Source organism: Candidatus Foliamicus sp. (assembly GCF_965221325.1).
Classification (GTDB): domain Bacteria; phylum Pseudomonadota; class Gammaproteobacteria; order Steroidobacterales; family Foliamicaceae; genus Foliamicus.
In genome coordinates this window covers 1817982-1843584 of the sequence record NZ_OZ244880.1, presented here as the reverse complement: position 1 = coordinate 1843584, position 25603 = coordinate 1817982, and the positions used below count along the sequence as shown (strand labels likewise).

The 25603-nt window shown below is 66.4% G+C and carries 6 protein-coding genes; all 6 read left to right on the top strand.

The annotated features are described in order from the left end of the window. Positions 1-109 precede the first annotated feature (109 nt). Positions 110-16540, top strand: coding sequence for a fibronectin type III domain-containing protein (locus tag ACWCOO_RS07940; RefSeq protein ID WP_446830455.1), 16431 nt, complete (start codon positions 110-112; stop codon positions 16538-16540). Positions 16541-16542: 2 nt separating this feature from the next. Further along, positions 16543-16887: an Ig-like domain-containing protein gene (locus ACWCOO_RS07935; protein ID WP_446830454.1), complete on the top strand. Its 345-nt coding sequence runs from the start codon at positions 16543-16545 to the stop codon at positions 16885-16887. Continuing rightward, positions 16884-22502 carry a putative Ig domain-containing protein gene (locus ACWCOO_RS07930; protein ID WP_446830453.1) on the top strand — a complete coding sequence of 1873 codons (5619 nt, stop codon included), beginning with the start codon at positions 16884-16886 and terminating at the stop codon, positions 22500-22502. Before ACWCOO_RS07935 ends, ACWCOO_RS07930 begins: the two co-directional genes overlap by 4 nt. 83 nt (positions 22503-22585) lie before the next feature. Continuing rightward, positions 22586-24055 carry an L-piperidine-6-carboxylate dehydrogenase gene (amaB, locus tag ACWCOO_RS07925; RefSeq protein ID WP_446832022.1) on the top strand — a complete coding sequence of 490 codons (1470 nt, stop codon included), beginning with the start codon at positions 22586-22588 and terminating at the stop codon, positions 24053-24055. Between the two features lie 15 nt (positions 24056-24070). Then, complete coding sequence (locus ACWCOO_RS07920) at positions 24071-24199, top strand: hypothetical protein (RefSeq protein ID WP_446830452.1); 129 nt, start codon at positions 24071-24073, stop codon at positions 24197-24199. Positions 24200-24433: 234 nt separating this feature from the next. Then, positions 24434-25450 carry a helix-turn-helix domain-containing protein gene (locus ACWCOO_RS07915; RefSeq protein WP_446830049.1) on the top strand — a complete coding sequence of 339 codons (1017 nt, stop codon included), beginning with the start codon at positions 24434-24436 and terminating at the stop codon, positions 25448-25450. Positions 25451-25603 lie beyond the last annotated feature (153 nt).

Sequence of the window (25603 nt, the reverse complement as noted above, 5' to 3'; positions counted from 1 at the left end):
TGGAACACTCTGCCCCGACGAGCGGGATTTTGTGTTGAGTTTTAGCAGACTGCATCGTTTCTTCCAAGCGGCGCGGGCAGTGTGCCTGGGTCTCGCATGCTCGCTTGTGATGAGCGCGTTCGCGCAGGCGCAGACGAACACGCTGACCTTCACATTCTCCGATGACGGCAGCACCGTGACCATTGCCGCCTCGGGCAGTCTGGATGTCACGGGCTTTAATTTTGTCCTGGATACGACGCCGTCTGCCGAAGGATACCGAGGAATACAAATAGACGATACGGGAATATGGCAACTCATGCCACAGCTGGGTGCCACACCACTTAGATATTACGACTCGCTCCCGGACTTCGTGACCACCGTCATAACCCCCTATACGGGTAGTGGGCAAATCGAATTCCCGAGCAACTACACCCACGATTTCGCCATCCGGTTCACCCCTTCCCACAAGTGGTTGTACATTGACACGGCCAATCTCAGCGGAAACATCTACGACCCGACGGGCGACGAGGTGACGTTCTCGGGCACCCTACTCAGCACCCTGGGCGACAACGATTTCGACATCCAGCACGCCATCGGCAATCAAACGATCGTTTTCAAGACAGCGGCGCCGGCACCGGCGCCCGCCGCGCCCACTGGCCTGGCCGCCACCGCGGGCGACACTGCAGTCACGCTGAACTGGACCGACCCGAACGACGCCAACATCACCGGATACCAGGTCCGCTACGGCGCGGGTTCCACCGTGCCGGCCACCGCCACCTGGGACGATATCGACCCCAGTGACGACCAGACCACCAGCCACGTGGTCACCGGCCTCACCAACGTCACCCAATACGCTTTCGAAATCCGCGCCGTCAACGCCAATGGCAACAGCGACGCCTCCAGCACTGTCACCGCAACACCGGCACTGGCCGTCCCCGACGCGCCGGCGAACCTGACCGCCAGCGCTGGCGGCACGCACGTTTACCTGACCTGGACCAACCCGACCAACGCCAGCTCGATTACCAACATCCAGGTCCGCTACAAGGCCGCGGCTGACCTGCCGTTCGATGACACCACCGACCTTTGGACCAATCTCGCTGCCACGCGCACGGACTTCGACGCGTTTGACCCGACCCCCGACACCGAATACAGGTTTCAAGTGCGCGCCATCAATTCCGCCGGCAACGGCCAGGCGAGCGAGGTGAGCGTGACGACTGGCACGGTGCCCAGCGTGGAAGACATCACGCGGCACATGCCAACAACCTCTCCGACGAACGCGGACACGTTGACGTGGCAGGTTGTGTTCAGCGAACTGGTGCTGTACGGGCAGGCCGGCGGGCCGGGGGCATACGAGGTTGCCTACGACCCGCCGATCGCGAATGCGCCGACGCTGGTCGCGAACAGGCTGGGCGCGGCCCGCAGGTGCGTGCGCCGCGGGGATGCGGGGCTGGCTTTCTCCGTCGAGGTTTACGGCGGCGACCTTGCCAACTACAACGGCACGGTGACAATGACGTTGAAGTCGGACGGGGTTATCCGAAACTGCGACGGTACTGCGGTCCGGGTCCGGACGCCGACCGGCACCAACGACAACACCTTCGTGGTGGACAACGTGGCGCCGACAGTGACGGTCACGGGCGTTTCCGGGACGGTCAGCGCAGCGGTTGAGGCGACCTTCACGTTCACCGAGGAGGTCACCGGTTTCGACGTCGGCGACATCGTCCTGACCAATGCCGCCGCATCGGAATTCTCCGGGTCGGGAACGACCTACAAGGCGATTATCACGCCGGCCGTCGGGGGCGCCTTCAGCGTCGGCGTAGCTGCGGGCGCGGCGCAAGACGCCGCCGGCAACGACAATGCGGCGGCGACTACCGTGACCGCGCAGTACGATGCCACGCCCAGCTTCGGCACCGGCGTCACGATTGCCGACCAGACCTACACCCAGAACGCCGCCATCACCACATTGACCCTGCCCGAGGCCACCAGCGGCAACGGCACCCTGACCTACAGCTTGACCCCGGCCGCCCCGGCGGGCCTGGCTTTCGACGCCACCGCCCGCACCCTCACGGGCACCCCGACCACGCTCCAGCAAGCGACGGCCTACACCTACACCGCCACAGACGAGGACGGCGACACGGTCAGCCTCGCGTTCAACATCACCATCGAATCGCTGACGCCGGCCGCGCCCACCGGTCTGATCGCCACGGCGGGCGACGCCCTGGTCGCGCTGGCCTGGTCCAACCCGCAGGACAGCACGATCACCAAGTACCAGGTCCGCTACGGTGCGGGTTCCGCCGTGCCCGCCACGGCAACCTGGGGCGACATCACCGGCAGCGGCGCGGGCACCACCAGCCACACCGTCACCGGCCTGACCAACGGCACCCAATACGCTTTCGAAATCCGCGCCGTCAATGCCGACGGCAACAGCGACGCTTCCAGCACCGTCACCGCGACGCCCGCCCAGTCCCAAACCTCGCAAACCAATGCGCCGTCGATCAGCTTGCTGCAACCGCGGCGCGCCGCGATGGTGGTGAACTGGAACTGGGTCGACACCACGGGCGGCGCCTGTTCGATGGCCGGAGCCAATTCGGGTTTCGAGATCGAGTACAAGAAAGCCACGGAACCGAATTGGAAGCTGGCCTGGCAATCCACCGCCAACACCGCCGACCATGGCGTGTTCGAGTTGTACAACCAGCAGAACTGGGACCGGGGCCTGGCGCCAAACGGCACCTTGTTGACCACTTTCACCATCGACGCGAACGCCGAGGGCAGGGAGCCCGTCTCCCAGTCCGGCGTGGCGCTGGACGCTGTCCAATACCAGGTTCGCATGGCGGCCAACAGCGACAGCCCTTCGTCTTCGTGCGACGTGACCAGCAGCGCGTACAGCGCAATCGCCAGCGTCACCGTGCTTCCGTCCAACCAGGCGCCCACCGTCGCCAGCGCCATCGCGGACCAGTCGGCAGTGTCGGGAGTCAGCGCGACAGTGGACATTTCGTCGACTTTCAGCGATCCGGATAACGACACCCTGACCTACACAGCCTCGTCGGACGACACCGCCAAGGCCACCGTGGCGGTGTCCGGCTCCACGCTGACGCTTACCGGCGGGGCGCCCGGCACCGCGAAAATCACCGTAACCGCCACCGACCCCTACGGCGCCGCGGTATCCGACGAATTCGACGTCACCGTAACCAACAACGCGCCCACGGTGGCGAACGCGATTGCGGACCAGACCGTTGACGTGGGTTCGAACGTGGCGGTTGCGCTGGAAACCACCGGCAGCGAGGTGTTCGCGGACCCGGACAGCAACCCGCTGACATACTCCGCCACTTCCGGCGACACCGCGATGGCCACGGTGGTGGTGGACAACGCGGCCAACACGGTCACCGTGACCGGCGTCGCCGCGGGAACGCCGACCATCACCGTGACAGCGAGCGACGGTTACGGCGGCACGGTCAGCGACGATTTCATCGTGACGGTGAATCAGCCGAACCGGGCGCCGACCGTGGCGAACGCGGTGGACGACCAATCCGTGGCGGTGAACGCATCAGTGGACGTGGACGTCTCCGCCGTGTTCAACGACCTCGACAACGACACGCTGACGCTGTCCGCAACCTCTTCCGACACCGCGACGGCGACCGCAACGGTCAGCGGCACTACTTTGACCCTGACCGGCGTCGCCACGGGCACTGCCCAGGTGACGCTGACCGCCGCCGACGGCAACGGCGGCCAGGCTTCCGACACTTTCGACGTCACCGTGACCTCCGGCGCGCCGGTGGTGGCGAACCCGATCGCGGATATCAAGATTTCGCGGGTCATTTCGCGCGACTTCGAGCTGACGTCGGTGTTCAGCGACCCGGACGGGGACACCTTGACCTACAGCGCCTCATCAAGCGCCACAAACGTCGCCACGGTTTCGCTGACGGGTTCGACGCTGACGGTGAGCGGAGCCCTCTCCCTGGGCACCGCGACGGTGACGGTGACGGCAACCGACCCGAGCGGCGCTTCGGTCTCGGACCAGTTCGAAGTCACGGTCCAGAACGCCATCCAGACCACGGCGCCGACGATCGTCAGCCTGGTGGCCGGCACCGGCCAGATCACGGTGACCTGGGACTGGTCCGACAATACCGGCGGGGTATGCCTGCTCACCGGAGACCGGTCGGGTTTCGAGGTCCAATACAAGAAGACGTCGCTCGGGGACGATTGGCACGAGGGCCATGACACCCATCCCAACGCCGTCGACCACGGCGTGTTTGAATTGATCGGCCCGGGCCAGGGCAGCCTGCGCCAATTCGTGATCAAGGAAGGCGCCCAGGGGTCTCCCGGTCAAATCGGGGTCGCCCTCGACCCGGTGGACTACGACGTTCGCTTGCTCGCCTACAGCGGGCCTTGTGAAGACAGTTCGGTGGAGCCGCGCGAACCCAACAGCGACTACTCCGCCATCGCAACCACCGCGTTGAACAACGCGCCGACGGTGGCCAACGCCATCGCCGACCAGACCGTGCAGGTCGGCTCGAACGTGAGCGTGGCGCTGGAAACCTCCGGCAGCGAAACCTTCACCGACCCCGACGGCGACACCTTGACCTACACGGTGGCGTCCAGCGACACCGCCAAGGCCACGGTGGCGGTTTCCGGTTCCACGGTAACCGTAACCGGCGTGGCGGAAGGCGAGTCCACCATCACCGTAACCGCCGATGACGGCAAAACGGGCGGCACCGCCTCCACCACGTTCAAGGTGACGGTGACCGCCGCCACCCTCAGCTTCGGCACCCAAACCATCGCTGACCAATCCTGGACCCAGTTCGTCCAGATCACCGACGTAACGCTGCCCCAAGCCACCGGCGGCAGCGGCGCGCTGAGCTACAGCCTGTCCCCGGCGCTGCCCGCGGGCGTCAGCTTCGACACCGCCACCCGCGTCCTGAGCGGCACGCCAAGCGCCTCCCTGGCGGAAACCACCTTTACCTACACCGCCACCGACGCCGCCAGCAACACCGCCAGCCTGAGCTTCAAGATCACCGTGGCGGCGGGCAACCGGACACCGGTGGTGGTGAGGCCGATACCGGATAGCGGCGTGTGGCTGAACACTCCATTTGGCCATGAAGTTTTTGCCCGGCGCTTGGAACTAGCGGGCGAGGAAATATTCTCCGATGCCGACGGCGATGCGCTGACCTACTCGGCCACCAGCGCCAACCCCGCCGTGGCCAGCATCAGGAATGTGTTAAACGTGGTGCCCGACGGGTTGGCCAGCTTGGAAGTCCTGGGGGTAACGGTGGGCACCGCGGAGATTACGCTCAGGGCGACGGACCCGAGCGGCGCCTGGGCGGAGGACAAGTTCAACATCACCGTCATTGATTCGAACGGCTCGGGACATATGACTTCGTTCGATGACGTCACGATCTCTGTCAATGGCGGCAGGCAGTACGTCAATCCCCCGTTGCCGGCAGTCGCCAGTGCAGCCACCGCCAGCTCGTTCTCTGGATTGGCTCTAACGGCAACCAGCGCCAACCCGTCCGTGGCCACGGCGGAGATTATCAATCGGGTTAATGGCGTTCGCGGATTCTCGTTCGCAACGTTCAACGTGCGTGTGACCGCGGTGGGAACCGGCGTGACAACGGTCACTGTCACCGCCAATTCCTCCCTTGCCGCCGATGTGACCGAAACCTTCACCGTCACCGTAACCGGCGCCATCGCCCCGGCCCAGCCATCCAACCTCCGGGCAACGCCGGGCGACGGCCAGGTGACCCTGAACTGGGACAACCCCTCCGACACCAGCATCAGCAAGTACCAGGTCCGCCAGGCCCAGGGCACCACCGTGCCCGACAGCACCGCCTGGACCGACATCACCGGCAGCGGCGCCGCCACCATCAGCCACATCGTCACCGGCCTGACCAACGGCCAGGCCTACGCCTTCCAAATCCGCGCCGTGAACGCCACCGGCGACGGCGCCACCTCGGCCACGGTGACCGCAACGCCGGAGGCCGACTCCGCGCCCAGCTTCGGCACTGAGACAGTGGCCGACCAGACCTACGCCCAGAACGCCGCCATCGCCACCTTGAACCTGCCCGCAGCCACCGGCGGCAACGGCACCCTGACCTACAGCTTGACCCCGGCCGCCCCGGCGGGCCTGGCCTTCGACGCCACCGCCCGCACCCTGACGGGCACTCCGACCACGGCCCAGAGCGCGACAGCCTATGCTTACACCGCCACCGACGCCGACGGCGACGCGGCCAGCCTCACGTTCAACATCACCGTCACTGCGGACACCCAAGCGCCGCGGGTGGCGAGCATTGTGCGACATGATCCGCCAACTTCGCCCACCAACGCGGTGACCTTGACCTGGCGGGTGACGTTCAGCGAGGCGGTGGTGAATGTGTCCGACGATGACTTCCACGTTGGGGGTACGGACGGGACGGAGACGGCGACGGCAGTCGGCACGGACGGCACCACCTGGGACGTGAACGTGGCCGGTGGCAATTTGGTGGTGCTGGCCGGCACGGTGAACCTGGAGTTCGTGCAAGGCCAGGACATCGAGGATACCGCCGGCAACGCGCTGACCGACACCACGCCAACGGGGACCAACGACGACACCTACCTGCTGGACAGGACCCCTCCACACGTAACTTCAATTCACCGTTACGACAGCGAAACTGGGAACACCGACGCGAAGTCGCCGACCAACCGGGATTCGGTGCAGTGGTCGGTTCAATACAACGAAAGCATGCGCAATTCGGGGGCCGGCAGTGCGGCTGCCTATACGGTTACCTTCGTGCCGGCGATCACGCAGGAGCCGACGCTGACCGTGACCCCGGCGGCCGATGATCCGAATGTCTGCGGAGATTTAACTCCCTACGTCGTAAACATTTCCGGCGGCGCGTTGGCTGACTACAACGGCACGGCCACCTTGACGCTGAATCATGCGCAGGTCACGGACTGCGTTGGCAATACGCTCCGTAACCGGACCCCGCCCCGCGGCAATCAGATTACGTACGAGTTGGACAACACGGCGCCGACGGTGGCCATCACGGGCGTTTCCGGAACGGTCAACGCAGCGGTGGATGCCACCTTCACCTTCAGCGAGTCCGTCACCGGCTTCGAGGCCGGCGACATCACATTGACCAATGCCGACGCTTCGGACTTCGCCCAGCCGGACCCGGCGGCGCCGGTCTACACGGCGAAGATCACGCCGAAGGCCGAGGGCGAGTTCAGCGTCGCCGTGGCGGCGGCCGTGGCCCAGGACGCCGCCGGCAACGACAACGCCGCCGCGACCACGGTCACCGCGATCTACGACGAACTGGAGCCGCCCGCCAAGCCGAGGAGCCTGGTCGCCATAGCCGGTGACGCGGAAGTCACCCTGATCTGGGCCAACCCCGGTGACGACAGCATCACCAAGTACCAGATTTTCAATTCTGAAACCGTGGGGATCAACCTCTGGGATGACATTCCGGGCAGCGGCGCCGACACCATTACCCACACGGTGACCGGCCTGACCAACGGCACCGAGTACACCTTCCAGATCCGCGCCGTGGCCGGCAGCCTGCTGGGCGAAGCCTCCGACGCGGTCAAGGCGACGCCGCAAGTGGCGGTCCCGGACGCCCCGGACAACCTGACGGCCACCGCGGGCGACCGCTCGGTGAGCCTGAGCTGGGACCTGCCCACCAACGCCAGCGCGCTGGACAAGGTGCAGGTGCGCCACCAGGCCCGGGGCGAGACCACCTGGGAGCCCTGGACCGACCTGGCCGCGGACGCCACCACCCACACCGTGGCCAACCTGAAGAACGGCCAGGACTACCTTTTTGAAGTGCGCGCGGAGAGCGCGTCCGGCGCCGGCCCGGCGGCGCGGACGGCCGGAACGCCGGAGCTGGCGGTACCCGGCGCCCCGACCGGGCTCAGCGCCACGGCGGGCAACGCCGAAGTGGACCTGAATTGGACGCTGCCCACCAACACCAGCGAGATCGACGCCGTGCAGGTGCGCTGGAAGGCCACGGCGGACCTGCCCTTCGACGACGCCCGCGACAAGTGGACCGACCTGCCGTCCGCCGACGCCACCAGCCACAAGGTCACCGGCCTGACCAACGGCACCGGCTACACCTTCCAGGTGCGCGCCACCAACAGCGCCGGCAACGGCGACCCCGCCACCGGCGCGGCGACGCCCCGCGCGCCGCCACTGGTTACGCCGGGCGCGCCGACCAACTTGAGCACGGTGCCCGGCGACACCGAGGTGGTGGTGCTGTGGACCCTGCCCACGAACACCAGCCAGATCGACAGCGTCGAGCTGCGCCACAAGGTGAAGACGGCCCCCGACACCGGCTGGAGCGCATGGACCTCCCTGGCCGGCACGGCGGACCGTTCCCGGGTGACGGGCCTGGTCAACGGCACCGACTACCTGTTCGAGGTCCGCGCGGTGAACACCGCGGGCACGGGTCCGTCGGCCAGCGTGGAGGGCACGCCGCAGTTGGCGAAGCCTTCGGCCCCGAGCAATCTGCAGGCCAGCGCCGGCGACACCCGGGTGACCCTGACCTGGGATCTGCCGGACAAGGGCACGGTCGACACCATCGACGTGCGCCACAAGAAGAAGACGGACACGAGCTGGAGCCAATGGACCCGGCTGGCCAAGGACGCCACCACCCACACCGAGACCGGCCTCGACAACGGCGTGCCCTACGAGTTCGAGGTCCGCGCCACCAACGCCGCCGGCAGCAGCGACTCAGTGGCCGTGGACGCCCAGCCGAAGCTGGCGGTCCCCGACGCCCCCGGCAACCTGACCGCGGCGCCCGGCGACGGCAAGGTCCGCCTGACGTGGGACCTGCCGACCAACACCAGCGAAATCGACAGGATGCAGGTGGCACACAAGCTGAAGAGCGCGGCGAACTTCCAGCCCTGGGTTGACCTGGCGAAGGACGCGACCAGCCACGAGGTCACCGGCCTGACCAACGGCAGCGAGTACACGTTCATCGTGCGTGCGCTGAACGGCGCGGGCCGCGGCGCCGTGGCGGAGGTGGATTCGACGCCGGTGGCGGTGCCGACCGCACCGACCGGCCTGGCGGCGACCCCCGGCGACACGCAAGTCGGCCTGAGCTGGACCCTGCCGACAAACTCCGGCGTGCTGACCAAGGTGCAGGCGCGCCACAAGGCGGACACGGCGAAAGACTGGGAGGCCTGGGTTGACCTGGCGGCGAACGCCACCACCCACACCGTGACCGGCCTGACCAACGGCGAGCTGTACAACTTCGAGGTGCGGGCGGAGAACGCCTCCGGCCCCGGCGCGGCGGCGTCGGTCTCGGCCACCCCGGTGCCCCCGCTGGTGGCGCCTGGGGCGCCGACCAAGCTGAGCGCGGTGCCCGGCGACACCGAGGTGGTGGTGCTGTGGACCCTGCCGACCAACACCAGACAGATCGACAGCGTCGAACTGCGCCACAAGGTGAAGGCGGCTCCCGACACCGGCTGGAGCGCATGGACCTCCCTGGCGGGCACGGCGGAGCGTTCCCGGGTGACGGGCCTGGTCAACGGCACCGACTACCTGTTCGAAGTCCGCGCGGTGAACACCGCGGGGACGGGCCCGTCGGCCAGCGTCGAGGGCACGCCGGAGTTGGCGAAGCCGTCGTCCCCCAGCAACCTGCAGGCCAGCTCCGGCGACACAACGGTGACCCTGACTTGGGATCTGCCGGACAAGGGCACGGTCGACACCATCGACGTGCGCCACAAGAAGAAGACGGACACGAGCTGGAACCAATGGACCCGGCTGGCCAAGGACGCCACCACCACCACCGTGACCGCCCTCGACAACGGCGTGACCTACGAGTTCGAGGTCCGCGCCAGCAACCTCGCCGGCAGCAGCGACTCGGTGGCCGTGGACGCCCAGCCGAAGCTGGCGGTCCCGGACGCCCCGACGAGCCTGACGGCAACCGGCGGCAACGCCCAGGTCGAATTGAGCTGGGCCCTGCCCACGAACGCCAGCGTGATCGGCGCCGTGCAGGTGCGCTGGAAGGCCACCGCCGACCTGCCGTTCACCGCCAGCGACGCCTGGACCGACCTCGCCGGCACGGCCACCGCCTACACAGCCACCGGCCTGACCAACGGCACCGGCTACACCTTCGAAGTGCGCGCCACCAACACCGCCGGCGACGGCCCCGCGGCCACCACCGCGGCCACACCGATGGCGCCCTCGACCCCGGCGCGCACGTTGACCTTCACTTTCTCCGATGACGGCAGCACCAGCACCGTTGCCGCCTCTGGCAGTTTGGATGTTTCGAGTTTCAATCCTGAGCGAACAGGCACAAAGGTCGAAGTCGGCAGAATCAGGATTAACGATACGGAAATCTATGAAATTCGTCCGTCTAGCGCGACAGCGTTCAATCGCTACAACTTGCTGCCGGACTTCGTAACCACCGGCCTAAGTTCCTACGACGGCACAGAGGAGTTGCAGGGCGTCAGTGATTACGTCTCCAACTTCTACATCCGGTTCAGCACCTATGGAAAGTACTTGGAAATAGACCAATCCAATCTCACCGGAAACATCTACAATCCGACCGGAGATCAGGTGACATTCTCGGGTACCCTGCTCAACACCCTGGGCGACAACGATTTCCACATCGAGCTTGCGTTTGGCAATCAGAAGATCGTTTACACGGCAACACCGCCGCCGGTACCCGCCACGCCCGCCAACCTGGCCGCCGCTCCCGGCGACACCGAAGTCACGCTGAGCTGGAACAACCCGAACGATTCCAGCATCACCAAGTACCAGCTCCGCCAGGCGCAAGGCGCAAGCGTGCCCGGCAGCACCGCCTGGGCCGACATCACCGGCAGCGGCGCCGGCACCACCAGCCACACGGTCACCGGCCTGACCAACGGCCAGCAATACGCCTTCCAGATCCGGGCGGTGAACAACGCCGGCAACAGCGACGCCTCCGACACCGTCACCGCGACGCCGCGGGTGGACACTGATCCCAGCTTCGGCACCCAGACCATCGCCGACCAGAGCTACACCCGCAACACGGCCATCGCCACGCTGACCCTGCCGGAAGCCACCGGCGGCAACGGCACCCTGACCTACAGCCTGAGCCCGAACGCCCCGGCGGGCCTGAACTTCGACGCCACCAACCGCACCCTCACCGGCACGCCGAGCGCGATCCAGGATGCGACGCAGTACACCTACACCGCCACCGACGCCGACGGCGACACGGCCAGCCTGACGTTCAACATCACCATCGCCGAGGCGGTCGAACCGCCCGCCAAGCCCAGGAACTTCACCGCCGTGGCCGGCGACACGGAAGTCACCCTGAACTGGGAAGATCCCCGGGACGACAGCATCACCAAGTACCAGATATTCGACTTTGAAAACGTGGGCTTTGACCTGTGGGATGACATTCCCGGCAGCGGCGCCACCACCACCACCCACACGGTGACCGGCCTGACCAACGGCACCGAGTACAGCTTCCAGATCCGCGCCGTGGCCGGCAGCCTGCCGGGCGACGCCTCCGACGCGGTCAAGGCGACGCCGCAACTGGCGGTCCCCGACGCGCCGACCGGGCTCAGCGCCACGGCGGGCAACGCCGAAGTGGACCTGGCCTGGACGCTGCCCACCAACACCAGCGAGATTGTCGCCGTGCAGGTGCGCTGGAAGGCCACAGTGGACCTGCCGTTCGACAACGCCAGCGACAAATGGACCGACCTTCCGTCCTCCGATGCGACCGACCACAAGGTCACCGGCCTGACCAACGGCACCGGCTACACCTTCCAGGTGCGCGCCACCAACAAGGCCGGCAACGGCCAGCCGGCCACCGGCGCGGCGACGCCGCGGGCGCCTCCGGGCAAGGTGCCGTCCGCGCCCGCCGATCTGGCGTCGACCCCCGGCGACACACGGGTCACCCTGAGCTGGACCCTGCCGACCGACGGGGGCGCGCTGACCAAGGTGCAGGTGCGCCACCAGGCCCGGGGCGAGACCACCTGGGAGCCCTGGACGGACTTGGCGGCGGACGCCACCACCCACACCGTGGCCAACCTGAGGAACGGCCAGGACTACCTGTTTGAAGTGCGCGCGGAGAGCGGGGCCGGCGCCGGCCCGGCGGCGCGGGTGACCGGAAGGCCGGAGCTGGCGGTCCCCGGCGCCCCGACCGGGCTCAGCGCCACGGCGGGCAACGCCGAAGTGGACTTGGCCTGGACGCTGCCCACCAACACCAGCGAGATTGTCTCCGTGCAGGTGCGCTGGAAGGCCACAGTGGACCTGCCGTTCGACGACGCCCGCGACAAGTGGACCGACCTTCCGTCCTCCGCGGCCACCGACCACAAGGTCACCGGCCTGACCAACGGCACCGGCTACACCTTCCAGGTGCGCGCCACCAACAAGGCTGGCAACGGCGACCCCGCCACCGGCGCGGCGACGCCCCGCGCGCCGCCGCTGGTTGCGCCGGGCGCGCCGACCAACCTGAGCACGGTGCCCGGCGACACCGAGGTGGTGGTGCTGTGGACCCTGCCCACGAACACCAGCCAGATCGACAGCGTCGAACTGCGCCACAAGGTGAAGACGGCCCCCGACACCGGCTGGAGCCAGTGGACCTCCCTGGCCGGCACGGCGGAGCGATCCCGGGTGACGGGCCTGGTCAACGGCACCGACTACCTGTTCGAGGTCCGCGCCGTGAACACCGCGGGCACGGGCCCGTCCGCCAGCGTCGAGGGCACGCCGCAGCTGGCGAAGCCCTCGTCCCCCAGCAACCTGCAGGCCAGCGCCGGCGACACAACCGTGACCCTGACCTGGGACCTGCCGGACAAGGGCACCGTGGACAGCATCGACGTGCGCCACAAGAAGAGGGCGGACACGAGCTGGGGCCAATGGACCCGGCTTGCGGCGGACGCCACCACCCACACCGTGACCGGCCTCGACAACGGCGTGCCCTACGAGTTCGAGGTCCGCGCCACCAACGCCGCCGGCAGCAGCGACTCGGTGGCCGTGGCCGGAACGCCGAAGCTGGCGGTCCCGGACGCCCCCGGCAACCTGACTGCCACCGTGGGCGACGGCGCGGTGGGCCTGACCTGGGACCTGCCCACCAACACCAGCGAAATCGATAACATGCAGGTCGCCTACCGTGAGTCGGGCGCGGCGAACTACCTGCCCTGGGTTGACCTGGCGAAGGACGCCACCAGCTACGACGTCACCGGCCTGACCAACGGCACCGAGTACAACTTCATCGTGCGCGCGCTGAACGGCGCGGGCCGCGGCGCCGAGGCGAAGGTGGACGCGACGCCCGAGGCGGGGCCGGGCAAGGTGCCGTCCGCGCCGGCCGACCTGGCGGCGACGGCCGGCGACACCCAAGTGACGTTGACGTGGACCCATGCGCGGGACAACAGCATCACCAAGTACCAGGTCCGCTATATTGAAGGCGCCAGCGTGCCCGACAGCGAGCCTTGGACCGACATCGCCGGCAGCAACGCCGGCACCACCGGTCACACGGTGACCGGCCTGACCAACGACACCCTGCACGCCTTCGAAATCCGCGCGGTGAACGCCGACGGCGCGGGTGCGGCCTCGGCGGTGACGGCCACGCCGAAGCTGGCGATCCCCGACGCCCCCGGCAACCTGACCGCGGCGCCCGGCGACGGCAAGGTCGGCCTGACCTGGGACCTGCCCACCAACACCAGCGAAATCGACAGGATGCAGGTGGCATACAAGCTGAAGAGCGCGGCGAACTTCCAGCCCTGGGTTGACCTGGCGAAGGACGCGACCAGCCACGAGGTCACCGGCCTGACCAACGGCAGCGAGTACACGTTCATCGTGCGCGCGCTGAACGGCGCCGGCCGCGGCGCCGTGGCGGAGGTGGACGCGACGCCGGTGGCGGTGCCGACCGCGCCGACCGGCCTGGCGGCGGCCCCCGGCGACACGCAGGTCGTCCTGAGCTGGACCCTGCCGGCAAACTCCGGCGCGCTGACCAGGGTGCAGGCGCGCCACAAGGCGGACACGGCGAAAGACTGGGAGGCCTGGGTTGACCTGGCCGCGGACGCCACCACCCACACGGTGACCGGCCTGACCAACGGCGAGCTGTACAACTTCGAGGTGCGGGCGGAGAACGCCTCCGGCCCCGGCGCGGCGGCGTCGGTCTCGGCCACCCCGGTTCCCCCGCTGGTGGCGCCTGGCGCGCCGACCAACCTGAGCGCGGTGCCCGGCGACACCGAGGTGGTGGTGCTGTGGACCCTGCCCACCAACACCAGGCAGATCGACAGCGTCGAGCTGCGCCACAAGGTGAAGGCGGCCCCCGACACCGGCTGGAGCGAGTGGAGCTCGCTGGCCGGCACGGCCGAGCGTTCCCGGGTGACGGGCCTGGTCAACGGCACCGACTACCTGTTCGAAGTCCGCGCGGTGAACGCCGCGGGCACGGGCCCGTCGGCCAGCGTCGAGGGCACGCCGCAGTTGGCGAAGCCGTCGGCCCCGAGCAACCTGCAGGCCAGCGCCGGCGACACCCGGGTGACCCTGACCTGGGACCTGCCGGACAAGGGCACCGTGGACACCATCGACGTGCGCCACAAGAAGAAGACGGACACGGCCTGGGGCCAATGGACCCGGCTGGCCAAGGACGCCACCACCACCACCGTGACCGCCCTCGACAACGGCGTGACCTACGAGTTCGAGGTCCGCGCCAGCAACCTCGCCGGCAGCAGCGACTCGGTGGCCGTGGACGCCCAGCCGAAGCTGGCGGTCCCGGACGCCCCGACGAGCCTGACGGCAACCGGCGGCAACGCCCAGGTCGAATTGAGCTGGACGCTGCCGACCAACGCCAGCGTGATCGGCGCGGTGCAGGTGCGCTGGAAGGCCACCGCCGACCTGCCGTTCACCGCCAGCGAAGCCTGGACCGACCTCGCCGGCACGGCCACCGCCTACACGGCGACGGGCCTGACCAACGGCACTGGCTACACCTTCGAAGTGCGCGCCACCAACACTGCCGGCAACGGCCCCGCGGCCACCGCCGCGGCCACACCGATGGCGCCGACGCCGCCGCCGTCAGCACCCGCCGCGCCCGCCAACCTGGCCGCCGCGCCCGGCGACACCGAAGTCACGCTGAGCTGGAACAACCCGAACGATTCCAGCATCACCAAGTATCAGTTCCGCCAGGCCCAGGGCCAAACCGTGCCCGGTAGCACAGCCTGGGCCGACATCACTGGCAGCGGCGCCGGCACCACCAGCCACACGGTGACGGGCCTCACCAACGGCCAGCAATACGCCTTCCAGATCCGGGCGGTGAACAACGCCGGCAACAGCGACGCCTCCGATACCGTCACCGCGACGCCGGTGGAGCCCGTGCCCAGCTTCGGCACGCAGACGGTGGCCGACCAGACCTACGCCCAGGATCTGGCCATCACCACCTTGAACCTGCCCGAAGCGACCGGCGGCAACACCCCGCTGACCTACACGCTGACGCCAACGCCTCCGGCGGGATTGATCTTCGACGCCGCAAACCGCACCCTCGCCGGCACGCCGACCGCGGTCCAGGTTGCGACGCCATACACCTACACCGTCACCGATGACAACGGCGACGCGGCAAGCCTCACGTTCAACATCACAATCACCTTGCCGCCGGCGCCGGACGCGCCCACCGGCTTGGCCGCGGTGGGCAGCGACACCAAGATCACATTGACCTGGACGGACCCAGGCAACACCTCCATCACCAAGTACCAGTTGCGCTACCGTGAAGGTCCCACCGTGCCCGACACCGCCGACTGGGAGGACATCCCCGGCAGCGATGACACGACCACAACGCACCAAGTGAGCGGCCTCCTCAACGGTTACGAGTACGCGTTCCAGATCCGCGCGGTGAACGCCGGCGGCGAAAGCGACCGCTCGGCAACGGTGACGGCAAGGCCGTCGATCGAAGGCCGACCGCCCCCCGCAACCATAGTCAGCGTGGGTCCGGGCAGCAACGACAAAGACCTCGACATTGTCTGGAACTGGAGCCTCGGCGATTCGCCATGCACCATGAATTCCTACACGATCGAATACAAGAGAAGCGATGCTTCCGAGTGGAACGACCACGCCGCAACTAAGCCGAACTCGCCCGAGCATGGGGTGTTTGAAATCTATGAGGATCTTGGTACCGGGGTCACCAACAAGCGCAACACGATCAACTTGCAGACCGTTGGTCGCAATCCCGGTGAGGTCGGCGTATCGCTGGATGACACCTCTTACGATGTCCGTATCCGCATGTGGTCACTGGTCTGCTTTGAGTTGGACCAAGACTTTCCAGACCATGAAAGCGGCAGGCCGCTCTACCTGCTGGGCAAGCCGACCAGCTTCACCGCAACCGCGGGTGACGCGAAGGCGACACTGGCGGCAACAGTGGCGCAGCGCGGCCCGGCGATCCAGAAGTGGCAGTACACCTACAAAGAGGGCGCCGCGGGCACCTACATCGACTGGACCGACATCGCCGACAGCGCATCCTTGACGATTTCCGACAAGGACGTTGCGGGCCTGACCAACGGCACCACCTATACCTTCAAGGTGCGCGGGGAGCAAGGCGCTGGCGCCGAGTCGGATGAAGTGACGGTGACACCGGTGTCCGCGGTGGCGCCGAGTCGGATGAAGTGACGGTGACACCGGTGTCCGCGGTGAACACACCGCCGACGGCTTCCGACAACACGGTCACCACGGATGAGGACACCGCCTACACGTTTGACGCGGCCGACTTCAACTTCAGCGACGTGGACAGCGGCGACACGCTTTCCAGCGTCAAGATCACCGGCCTCGAAACCGCCGGCGCATTGCAACTGAGCGGCGCCGACGTGACCTTGGACCAGGTGATCACCGCCGCCAACATCGACGCCGACAGCCTGACCTTCACCCCGGCCGCCAACGCCAACGGCGACCCCTACGCGACCTTCCGGTTCTCGGTCAAACGACGGCGAAGCCGACAGCACGTCGTCCGTACACCATGACCATCGACGTTACCGCCGTGAACGACGCGCCCACCGTGGCCAACGCGATCGGCGCCCGCTCGGTGGCCGCCGGCTCGAACCTGGCCGTGGCGCTGGAAACCGACGGCAGCGAAGTGTTCAACGACGTCGACGGCGACACGCTGACCTACTCGGCCACTTCCGCCACCGAGACCGCGGCGACGGTTACGGTGGACAACGACGCGAACACGATCACGCTCAGCGGCGTGGCGGCGGGCACTTCGGTGATCACCGTCACGGCAAGCGACGGCAACGGCGGCAGCGTTAGCGACACCTTCACCTTGACCGTGACTTCGGACCCCGGCCCGACCAACACCCCGCCGACGGCTTCCGACAACACGGTCACCACGGACGAAGACACGGCCTACACGTTTGACGCCGCCGACTTCAACTTCAGCGACGTGGACAGCGGCGACACGCTTTCCAGCGTCAAGATCACCGGCCTCGAAACCGCCGGCGCATTGCAACTGAGCGGCGCCGACGTGACCCGTGAACAGGTCATCACCGCCGCCAACATCGACGCCGACAACCTGACCTTCACCCCGGCCGCCAACGCCAACGGCGACCCCTACGCGACCTTCCGGTTCTCGGTAAACGACGGCGAAGCCGACAGCACGTCGTCGTACACCATGACCATCGACGTCACCGCCGTGAACGACGCGCCCACCGTGGCCAACGCCATCGGCGCCCGCTCGGTGGCCGCCGGCTCGAACCTGGCCGTGGCGCTGGAAACCGACGGCAGCGAAGTGTTCAACGACGTCGACGGCGACACGCTGACCTACTCGGCCACGTCCGCCACCGAGACCGCGGCGACGGTTACGGTGGACAACGACGCCAACACAATCACGCTCAGCGGCGTGGCGGCGGGCACTTCGGTGATCACAGTCACGGCAAGCGACGGCAACGGCGGCAGCGTCAGCGACACCTTCACCTTGACCGTGACCTCGGACCCCGGCCCGACCAATACCCCGCCGACGGCTTCCGACAACACCGTCACCACGGATGAGGACACGGCCTACACGTTTGACGCCGCCGACTTCAACTTCAGCGACGTCGACTCCGGCGACACCCTCGCCAGCGTCAAGATCACCGGCCTCGAAACCGCCGGCGCCCTGCAACTCAGCGGCGCCGACGTGACCCAGGACCAGGTGATCACCGCCGCCAACATCGACGCCGACAATCTGGTCTTCACCCCGGCCGCCAACGCCAACGGCGACCCCTACGCGACCTTCCGGTTTAGCGTCAACGACGGCACCGACGACAGCACGGCGTCCTACACGATGACGATTGATGTAACGGCGGTGAACGACGCGCCGACCGTGGCCAACGCCATCGGCGCCCGTTCGGTGGCCGCCGGCTCGAACCTGACCGTGGCGCTGGAGACCGACGGCAGCGAGGTGTTCAACGACGTTGACGGCGACACGCTGACCTACTCGGCCACGTCCGCCACCGAGACCGCGGCGACGGTGACCGTGGACAACGACGCGAACACGATCACGCTCAGCGGCGTGGCGGCGGGCACTTCGGTGATCACAGTCACGGCAAGCGACGGCAACGGCGGCAGCGTCAGCGACACGTTCACCTTGACCGTGACTTCGGGCCCCGGCCCGACCAACACCCCGCCGACGGCTTCCGACAACACCGTCACCACGGATGAGGACACCGCCTACACGTTTGACGCCGCCGACTTCAACTTCAGCGACGTGGACAGCGGCGACACGCTTTCCAGCGTCAAGATCACCGGCCTTGAAACCGCCGGCGCCCTGCAACTCAGCGGCGCCGACGTGACCCAGGACCAGGTGATCACCACCGCCAACATCGACGCCGACAACCTGACCTTCACCCCGGCCGCCAATGCCAACGGCGACCCCTACGCAACCTTCCGGTTCAGCGTCAACGACGGCACCGACGACAGCGCGGCGTCCTACACGATGACCATCGACGTCACGCCGGTGAACGACGCGCCCACCGTGGCCAACGCGATTCCGGACCAGATCGCGATCGTGGACAACGCGTTCAGCTACGCGTTCCCGGCGAACACCTTCGCGGACGTGGACAACGACACTTTGACCTACACCGCGCAACAATCGGACGGCACCGCGCTGCCGACCTGGTTGAGCTTTACCGCCGCCACGCGAACCTTCTCCGGCACGCCGCAGGCGGCGGATGAAGGAACGCTCTCGGTGCAAGTGACGGCGAACGACGGCAATAACAGCCAAATCTCGGATACCTTCGATATCACGGTGGTGGGAACGCCGGACGCGCCGACCTTCGGTACGCGGACGGTGGCGAACCAGAGCTACGTGCAGAACACGGCGATTGCCACGCTGACGCTGCCGCAGGCGGTGGGCGGTGACGCCCCACTGACCTATAGCCTGAGCCCGGACGCGCCGGACGGCCTAGTGTTCAGCGCCGCCAATCGCACGCTGACCGGCACGCCCTCGGGCACGCAACTGGCGACGGCCTACACCTATAGGGTGACCGACGCGGACGGCGACTCGGCAGTCCTGTCATTCAATATCACGATCACGGCGGACACCGGCGGTGGTGGCGGCGGCGGCGGCTCCGTAGATCGGACGCCGACCTTCAATGGCCGGGCGATCGCGGATCAGACGTATAAGCAGAATGTATCGATTGATGATCTGACGCTGCCTTCAGCGCGCAGCGGCGACGGCAGCTTGAGCTACACACTCAGCCCGGACCTGCCGGCGGGCCTGAGCTTCGACGCGGCAACCCGGCGGATCAGTGGTACGCCGACCGAGGCATTGGCGCAAACGGAGTACACCTACACCGCGACCGATCGAGACGGCGACACGGCCACGCTTACTTTCAACATCACGGTGGAAGCCGAAGTTGTGGACCTGATGCCGAGCTTTGGCGACGAAACCATCGCCGACCAGGATTTCACGCAGAACACGGCGATTGACACCTTGACGCTGCCGTTGGCAACGGGTGGCGATGGCGCACTCAGCTACAGCATTGAACCCGCACTGCCGGCTGGTCTGATGCTGGATGAGGACACGAGGACCATCAGCGGCACGCCGACAGTAGCCCAGGCCGCGGCGAGCTATACCTGGACGGCAACCGATGTCGATGGCGACACGGCAAGCTTGAGCTTCAATATCAGGGTGGCCGCTGTGCTGACCCTGAGCGGCGTGGCCGATGCCGACACGGCGGAAAACACCGAATACAGCGCTGCGGCGACGCTTGAAGGCACACCGGTCGGCGATGTCAATTGGTCACTCTCGGGTGCGGACGCGGCGTTGTTCAGCCTGTCGAACGAGAGCAACGATGGCGTAACGGTGTCGCTGCCCGCGCAGGATTTCGAGAATGCGGCGGATGCCGATGCCGACAACACCTACGAGTACACGTTGACGGCGACCGATGCCGACGGCAACGGCGTGGGGGTCGAGGTAGCCGTGCGAGTGACCGACGAGGCCGACACGGCGACTGTGCCTTCGGCTCCGGCGGCGCCGACGCTGGAAGCGGGCGACCAGCGCATCGCGGTGACGTGGTCGGCTCCGGCGGATGATGGCGGTAGCGCGATCACCGGTTACACCGTGCAGTGGAAGGCAGGCGATGGCGCGTGGCCGGAGCCTGGCCCCATGGACAGCGTCGAGTTGGGTGCCTCCAGCACCAGTTTCAACATTGACGGACTCTCCAACGGCACCACTTACGAAGTGCGGGTGTTGGCAAGCAACGCGGTTGGCGATGGCGCCTGGTCTGACGCAGCGCGCGCTACGCCGATGGCGGTGACGGACGCATCGCGGCTGTATCGGGATCTGAACGAAGCGATACTTCCGCGTCTTGGTCAGACCATACTGGATGGATCGATCACGGCGGTGCGGAACCGTCTTGACCTGGTTGGTCAGCCGCTGCCAGCGCAACAGAGCAGTTTTGTGGCCAATCTGGGTAGTTACCGCTTCAACAACAGTGCGGAGAGCATTGGCGCCGGTGGCTTGCGCGCAGAGGGTCAATACGGCCGGCTGTCGGGTCCGCTGGGTGCTGGTGGGACACTTTCGAACGCCGGTCTGCCGAGTCGCGAATCCATGCAGGCGGGTGGCGTGTCTGAACCGGGCTTTGGCGGACGCGGTGTTGGCGGAGGATTCGCTTCCGTTGGCATGAACGGCGCCAACGGAGCAGGCGGTATGGCCCAAGCGGGTGGCATAAGCGCCATGAGCAGCAGTGGCGGCGGCATGAGCGGCGTCCTTGGCGGTATGGGAATGGGCAGCATGGGCCACATGGGCAGCATGGACAGCGGCATGAACGGCAGGGGCGGCGCCGGCGGCATGGGCGCGACCGATGTTATGCGCTTGATGTTGAGCCGCACGCTCGGCAATTCCGCCTTCTCGTTGCAGCAGGGCACTGCTGCCGGCAATACCTGGGGTTTCTGGGGCGCGGGCAGCTATGACAATCTGAGTGGCTCCGGCGCGGGTCTTAGCTGGGACGGAGACCTGTATGGCGCCCGCCTGGGCGTGGACGTGCAGATCCAGGATTGTCTGCTGCTGGGCGTTGCCTTGCAATATTCGCAGGGCGCTATTGATTGGAACGGCACGGCATCCGGAAGCGGCTTGAGCCACGGCGGACAGTACGATATCGAGATGCCAGGCATACATCCCTACATTGGCTGGGTGTCGTCTGACCGCGCCTGGCAGTTGTGGGCAATGGCCGGGTATGACGAAGGGCAGATCGAGATTCACGAGCAGGGAGGTCTTACCGGTAGGCAGGAGAGCGACGTGGACATGCTGTCTCTGGCTGGCGGCATAGGGCGCGAATTGTGGAGCGCTGGCTCGGTGTCCGACGGTGGCCAGTACTCGCTGCGCGGCCGCGCGGAAGTCGCCGGCCTGCAGATGGATCTGGCGGGCAACCAGGCAATCGGTTCGTCCTTTACCGGTGCTATGGAGAGCATGACGCTTTCGAGCCATCGTCTGCGGGCCGGTCTGGAGGCGAGCCACGCGCGAGTAGTCGGCAACGGCAATATGCTTGATTTGTCGCTTGAGGCCGGTTTGCGCAGTGATGGGGACGACAGCCAGGACGACACGGCTGTGGAGCTTGGCATCGGAATTGGCTGGCGCGGTACTAACGGATTGACTCTGGACGGCCGGGCACGGGTGTTGACCGCTTCGGACATCGATTCCGAGGAGTGGGGCGTGGATCTGCAACTGCACTTTGATCCCGGTCAGCCGAACGTGGGCATGAATTTGGATGTATCTACTGTCTATGGTGCGGCGGACATGCTCAACATCGGCGCCCCGGCGCAAGGCGGTATGGGCGGTGCTGCAGGCATCTTCGGCGCAGCGGCCAACATGGGTCAGTTGGGTTATTCGCAATGGCGTCGTCCGCAACTGCGTTTCGAGTCGAACATGGGCTATGGATTCGAGACCCGTTCGGGCTTGTTGACGCCGTATTGGGGTATGGCTGCTTCAGGCGCCGAAGAGCGGCACTATCGCGTCGGCGCGCGCTGGGAGATCAGCTACAGCGCGCGACTGCTGCTGGAAGTGCAGTACGACGCCAGCGACCGCAGTGAATTCTCATCGCCAAACGGCGACAGGACTCCGCGCAGCCGCATAATGCTCGAATTCCACGTGTCGTTCTGACCAGGCCATAGCATCGATCTCAATCGCGGTTGCGCTCCAACTGCTAGCCGGTGTCTCATACAGAGGTTCTTGAAGCCGCCGGACTGAGCGCCGGCGAGTTGAACGCCGGAACGCTTGCGGCGCGTTCGCCCATAGATGGCGCTGTTGTCGCGCAATTGCGCGAAACACCTACGCAGGCGATTCCCGAGATCGTGGCGAAATCGCAGGCGGCTTTCGGAGTATGGCGCCAGATACCGGCGCCCCGCCGCGGCGAGCTGGTGCGGCTGTTGGGCGAAGAACTGCGCGCCAGCAAGGATGCGCTGGGTGCGTTGGTGACGCTGGAAGCGGGCAAGATCGTTTCCGAAGGGCAGGGCGAAGTGCAGGAGATGATCGACATCTGTGACTTCGCCGTCGGCCTTTCGCGCCAGCTCTACGGCAAGACCATGCCCTCGGAACGCCCCGCACACAGAATGAGCGAGACTTGGCACCCGATGGGGCCCTGCGGCGTTATATCAGCATTCAACTTTCCGGTTGCCGTTTGGTCATGGAACGCAGCGCTGGCCTTGGTGTGCGGCAATCCCGTGATCTGGAAACCGTCCGAGAAAACCCCGTTAACCGCGATGGCCGTCATGCGATTGCTGCGCCGCGCGTTGGCGCGTTTCGGCGATGATGCTCCGGACGGTCTGGCGCAGTTGGTTGTGGGCGGCGCCGATGCAGGCGGCGCGCTGGTGTCTTCGCCGGGCGTTCCCGTCGTGTCCGCCACCGGCTCCACCCGCATGGGAGCGGCAGTCGGGCCCAAGGTCGCGGCGCGCTTCGGACGTTGCATACTCGAACTGGGCGGCAACAATGCGATGGTTGTGGCGCCCTCGGCCGACCTGGAACTCGCAGTGCGGGCGATTGTTTTTTCGGCTGTCGGCACAGCGGGGCAGCGCTGTACGTCATTGCGGCGCCTGATCGTGCATGAATCCATTGCCGACCAACTTGTTGCCAGGATTGCACAAGCGTATGCCGGGCTCGCCATCGGCGACCCCCGCCGGGAAGACGTTCTGATCGGACCGCTTATCGACCATGACGCGCGCAAGGCGATGATGAAAGCGCTTGATCAGGCGCGCAGCGAGGGGGGCAGGGTAAGCGGCGGTGAAAGTGTTGACTCAGGCGTTCCCGCGGGCGGGGCTTATGTCCGCCCCGCCATCGTCAAAATGCCGAAACAGACGCCCACGGTGCGCACCGAAACCTTCGCTCCCATCCTTTACGTCATGCAGTACGCCGCCTTCGACGATGCGATCGCGCTGCATAACGATGTGCCTCAGGGTTTGTCTTCGTGCATTTTCACGCAGGACGTACGCGAGGCAGAGACCTTTCTCTCCGCCACGGGCTCCGATTGCGGGATCGCCAACGTCAATATCGGTCCTTCGGGCGCCGAAATCGGCGGCGCGTTCGGCGGCGAGAAGGAAACCGGTGGCGGGCGCGAGGCCGGCTCGGACGCCTGGCAAGGCTATATGCGCAGACAAACAAGCACGGTGAACTATTCCGCCGCGCTGCCGCTGGCCCAGGGCGTGAAATTCGACCTGTGAGCCCTGGCCTGAGTGTTGCACGACGCCGTATCCACGCTGCCGGACGATGGATACGGCGTCGTGGATGCAGCCAGCCTTGCGGCGCCGGTCACAAAGCGCCTGCGCCACCTGCTCGGTCAGTCCCAAATCAGAATCGAGCTTTGACAACATGGATACTCGTGTCTCATTGGACAAGGCTGGGCGTGTCCGGGTTCAGACACATGTGGGACTGGTGCCGAAGTGATGGAGGGGTGGTTTCTGCTCTGATGGGGCGGGAACGGCGCAGCTCTTTTCCGCAGGGAGCGTAGCGACGCAAGGAAAAGAGGTGCGCCCCGGCGCTCGCCGGGGCGCGGGTTCGGTTAGCCTTTGTTTTTCGAACAAACAAAAAGGAGCCGAACCATGCAAATCAAGTCCCTGGGGATGAAACGTGTGCGCATGGACGATACCACGCCGGGCGATGCATTTGAGCGCTTACGCAAGATCGAGACCTATCGGGAGTTACGCGCAGAGGGGTGCGGCGAGGCCGCGGCTCTGCGCGCGGTCGGCTGGTCCCGATCCACCTATTACCGCTGGCAGGCGCGCTACCGTTCTCAAGGCGTGAAGGGGCTGGCAGCCAAAAGCCGCCGCCCGAGACGCACCCATCCCGCGCGCTGGACGCGGGCCCAGGAATGGGCCGTATGGCGGATGCGCAAGCACTATCCGTTCATGGGCAAGCGGCGCCTTAAGGTGATGCTGGATCGCGAAGGAATCCTCCTGTCGGAATCGACCATTGGACGGATCCTCGTCAAGGGCGTATGCCTGCGCCGGATCACGCCGTGCGCGTTCTGCCGCGGGCGGGTGACGGCCAAGCGAAGGCGCAACTTCGCCAACGGACACGCCCAGCGCTGGCGTCCCGGCGTGAAGGCCGCTCAGCCCGGCGAGTGGGTGCAGATCGATCACATGAGTGTGTCGCGCGACGGCGATACGCTCAAAGAGTTCAAGGCCGTCTGCCCGGTCAGCAAACAACTGGTCGTGCGCGTGTATTCCCGGGCTACCGCCAACAACGCCCGGCGCTTCTTGCAAGCAGTCCGAAACGAACTGCCCTGTCCGCTGCAATCCCTGCAAGTCGATGGCGGCGCCGAGTTCCGCGCCGAGTTCGAAGACGCCTGCCAGACGCTCCAAATCCCCCTCGCCGTACTGCCACCCAAAAGCCCCCAGCTCAACGGCGTCGTCGAACGCGCCAACGACAGCTCAAAAACCGAGTTCTGGAACCTCTACAGCGGACAACTCACCGTCAAGGACGCCGCACCCGCCTTGGCACAATACCAGCACTTCTACAACCATGTCCGACCTCACTACGCCCTGGACTTGCTCACACCAATGCAATACCTTCGAAAATACAGGACAGCCGAACACGCTCAGTCCCATATGTCGTGAACCGGTACAGGGCGTTTACGCTCAGGTTTTATTTGTGCTATCTTCGCTCATAGGGTGAGGATGAGTGGGCTTTGGATGCTCCTCAAGAAAAGGGTCTATCGGCCTGTATTCGATATTTTTTCGCGGGGGGAGGGTACGCCCGCAGGTTCCTCA

Coding starts and splice junctions, on each gene's coding strand:
- ACWCOO_RS07940 (WP_446830455.1), top strand. CDS start 110: ATGAGCGCGTTCGCGCAGGCGCAGACGAACACGCTGACCTTCACATTC.
- ACWCOO_RS07930 (WP_446830453.1), top strand. CDS start 16,884: ATGACCATCGACGTTACCGCCGTGAACGACGCGCCCACCGTGGCCAAC.
- ACWCOO_RS07915 (WP_446830049.1), top strand. CDS start 24,434: ATGCAAATCAAGTCCCTGGGGATGAAACGTGTGCGCATGGACGATACC.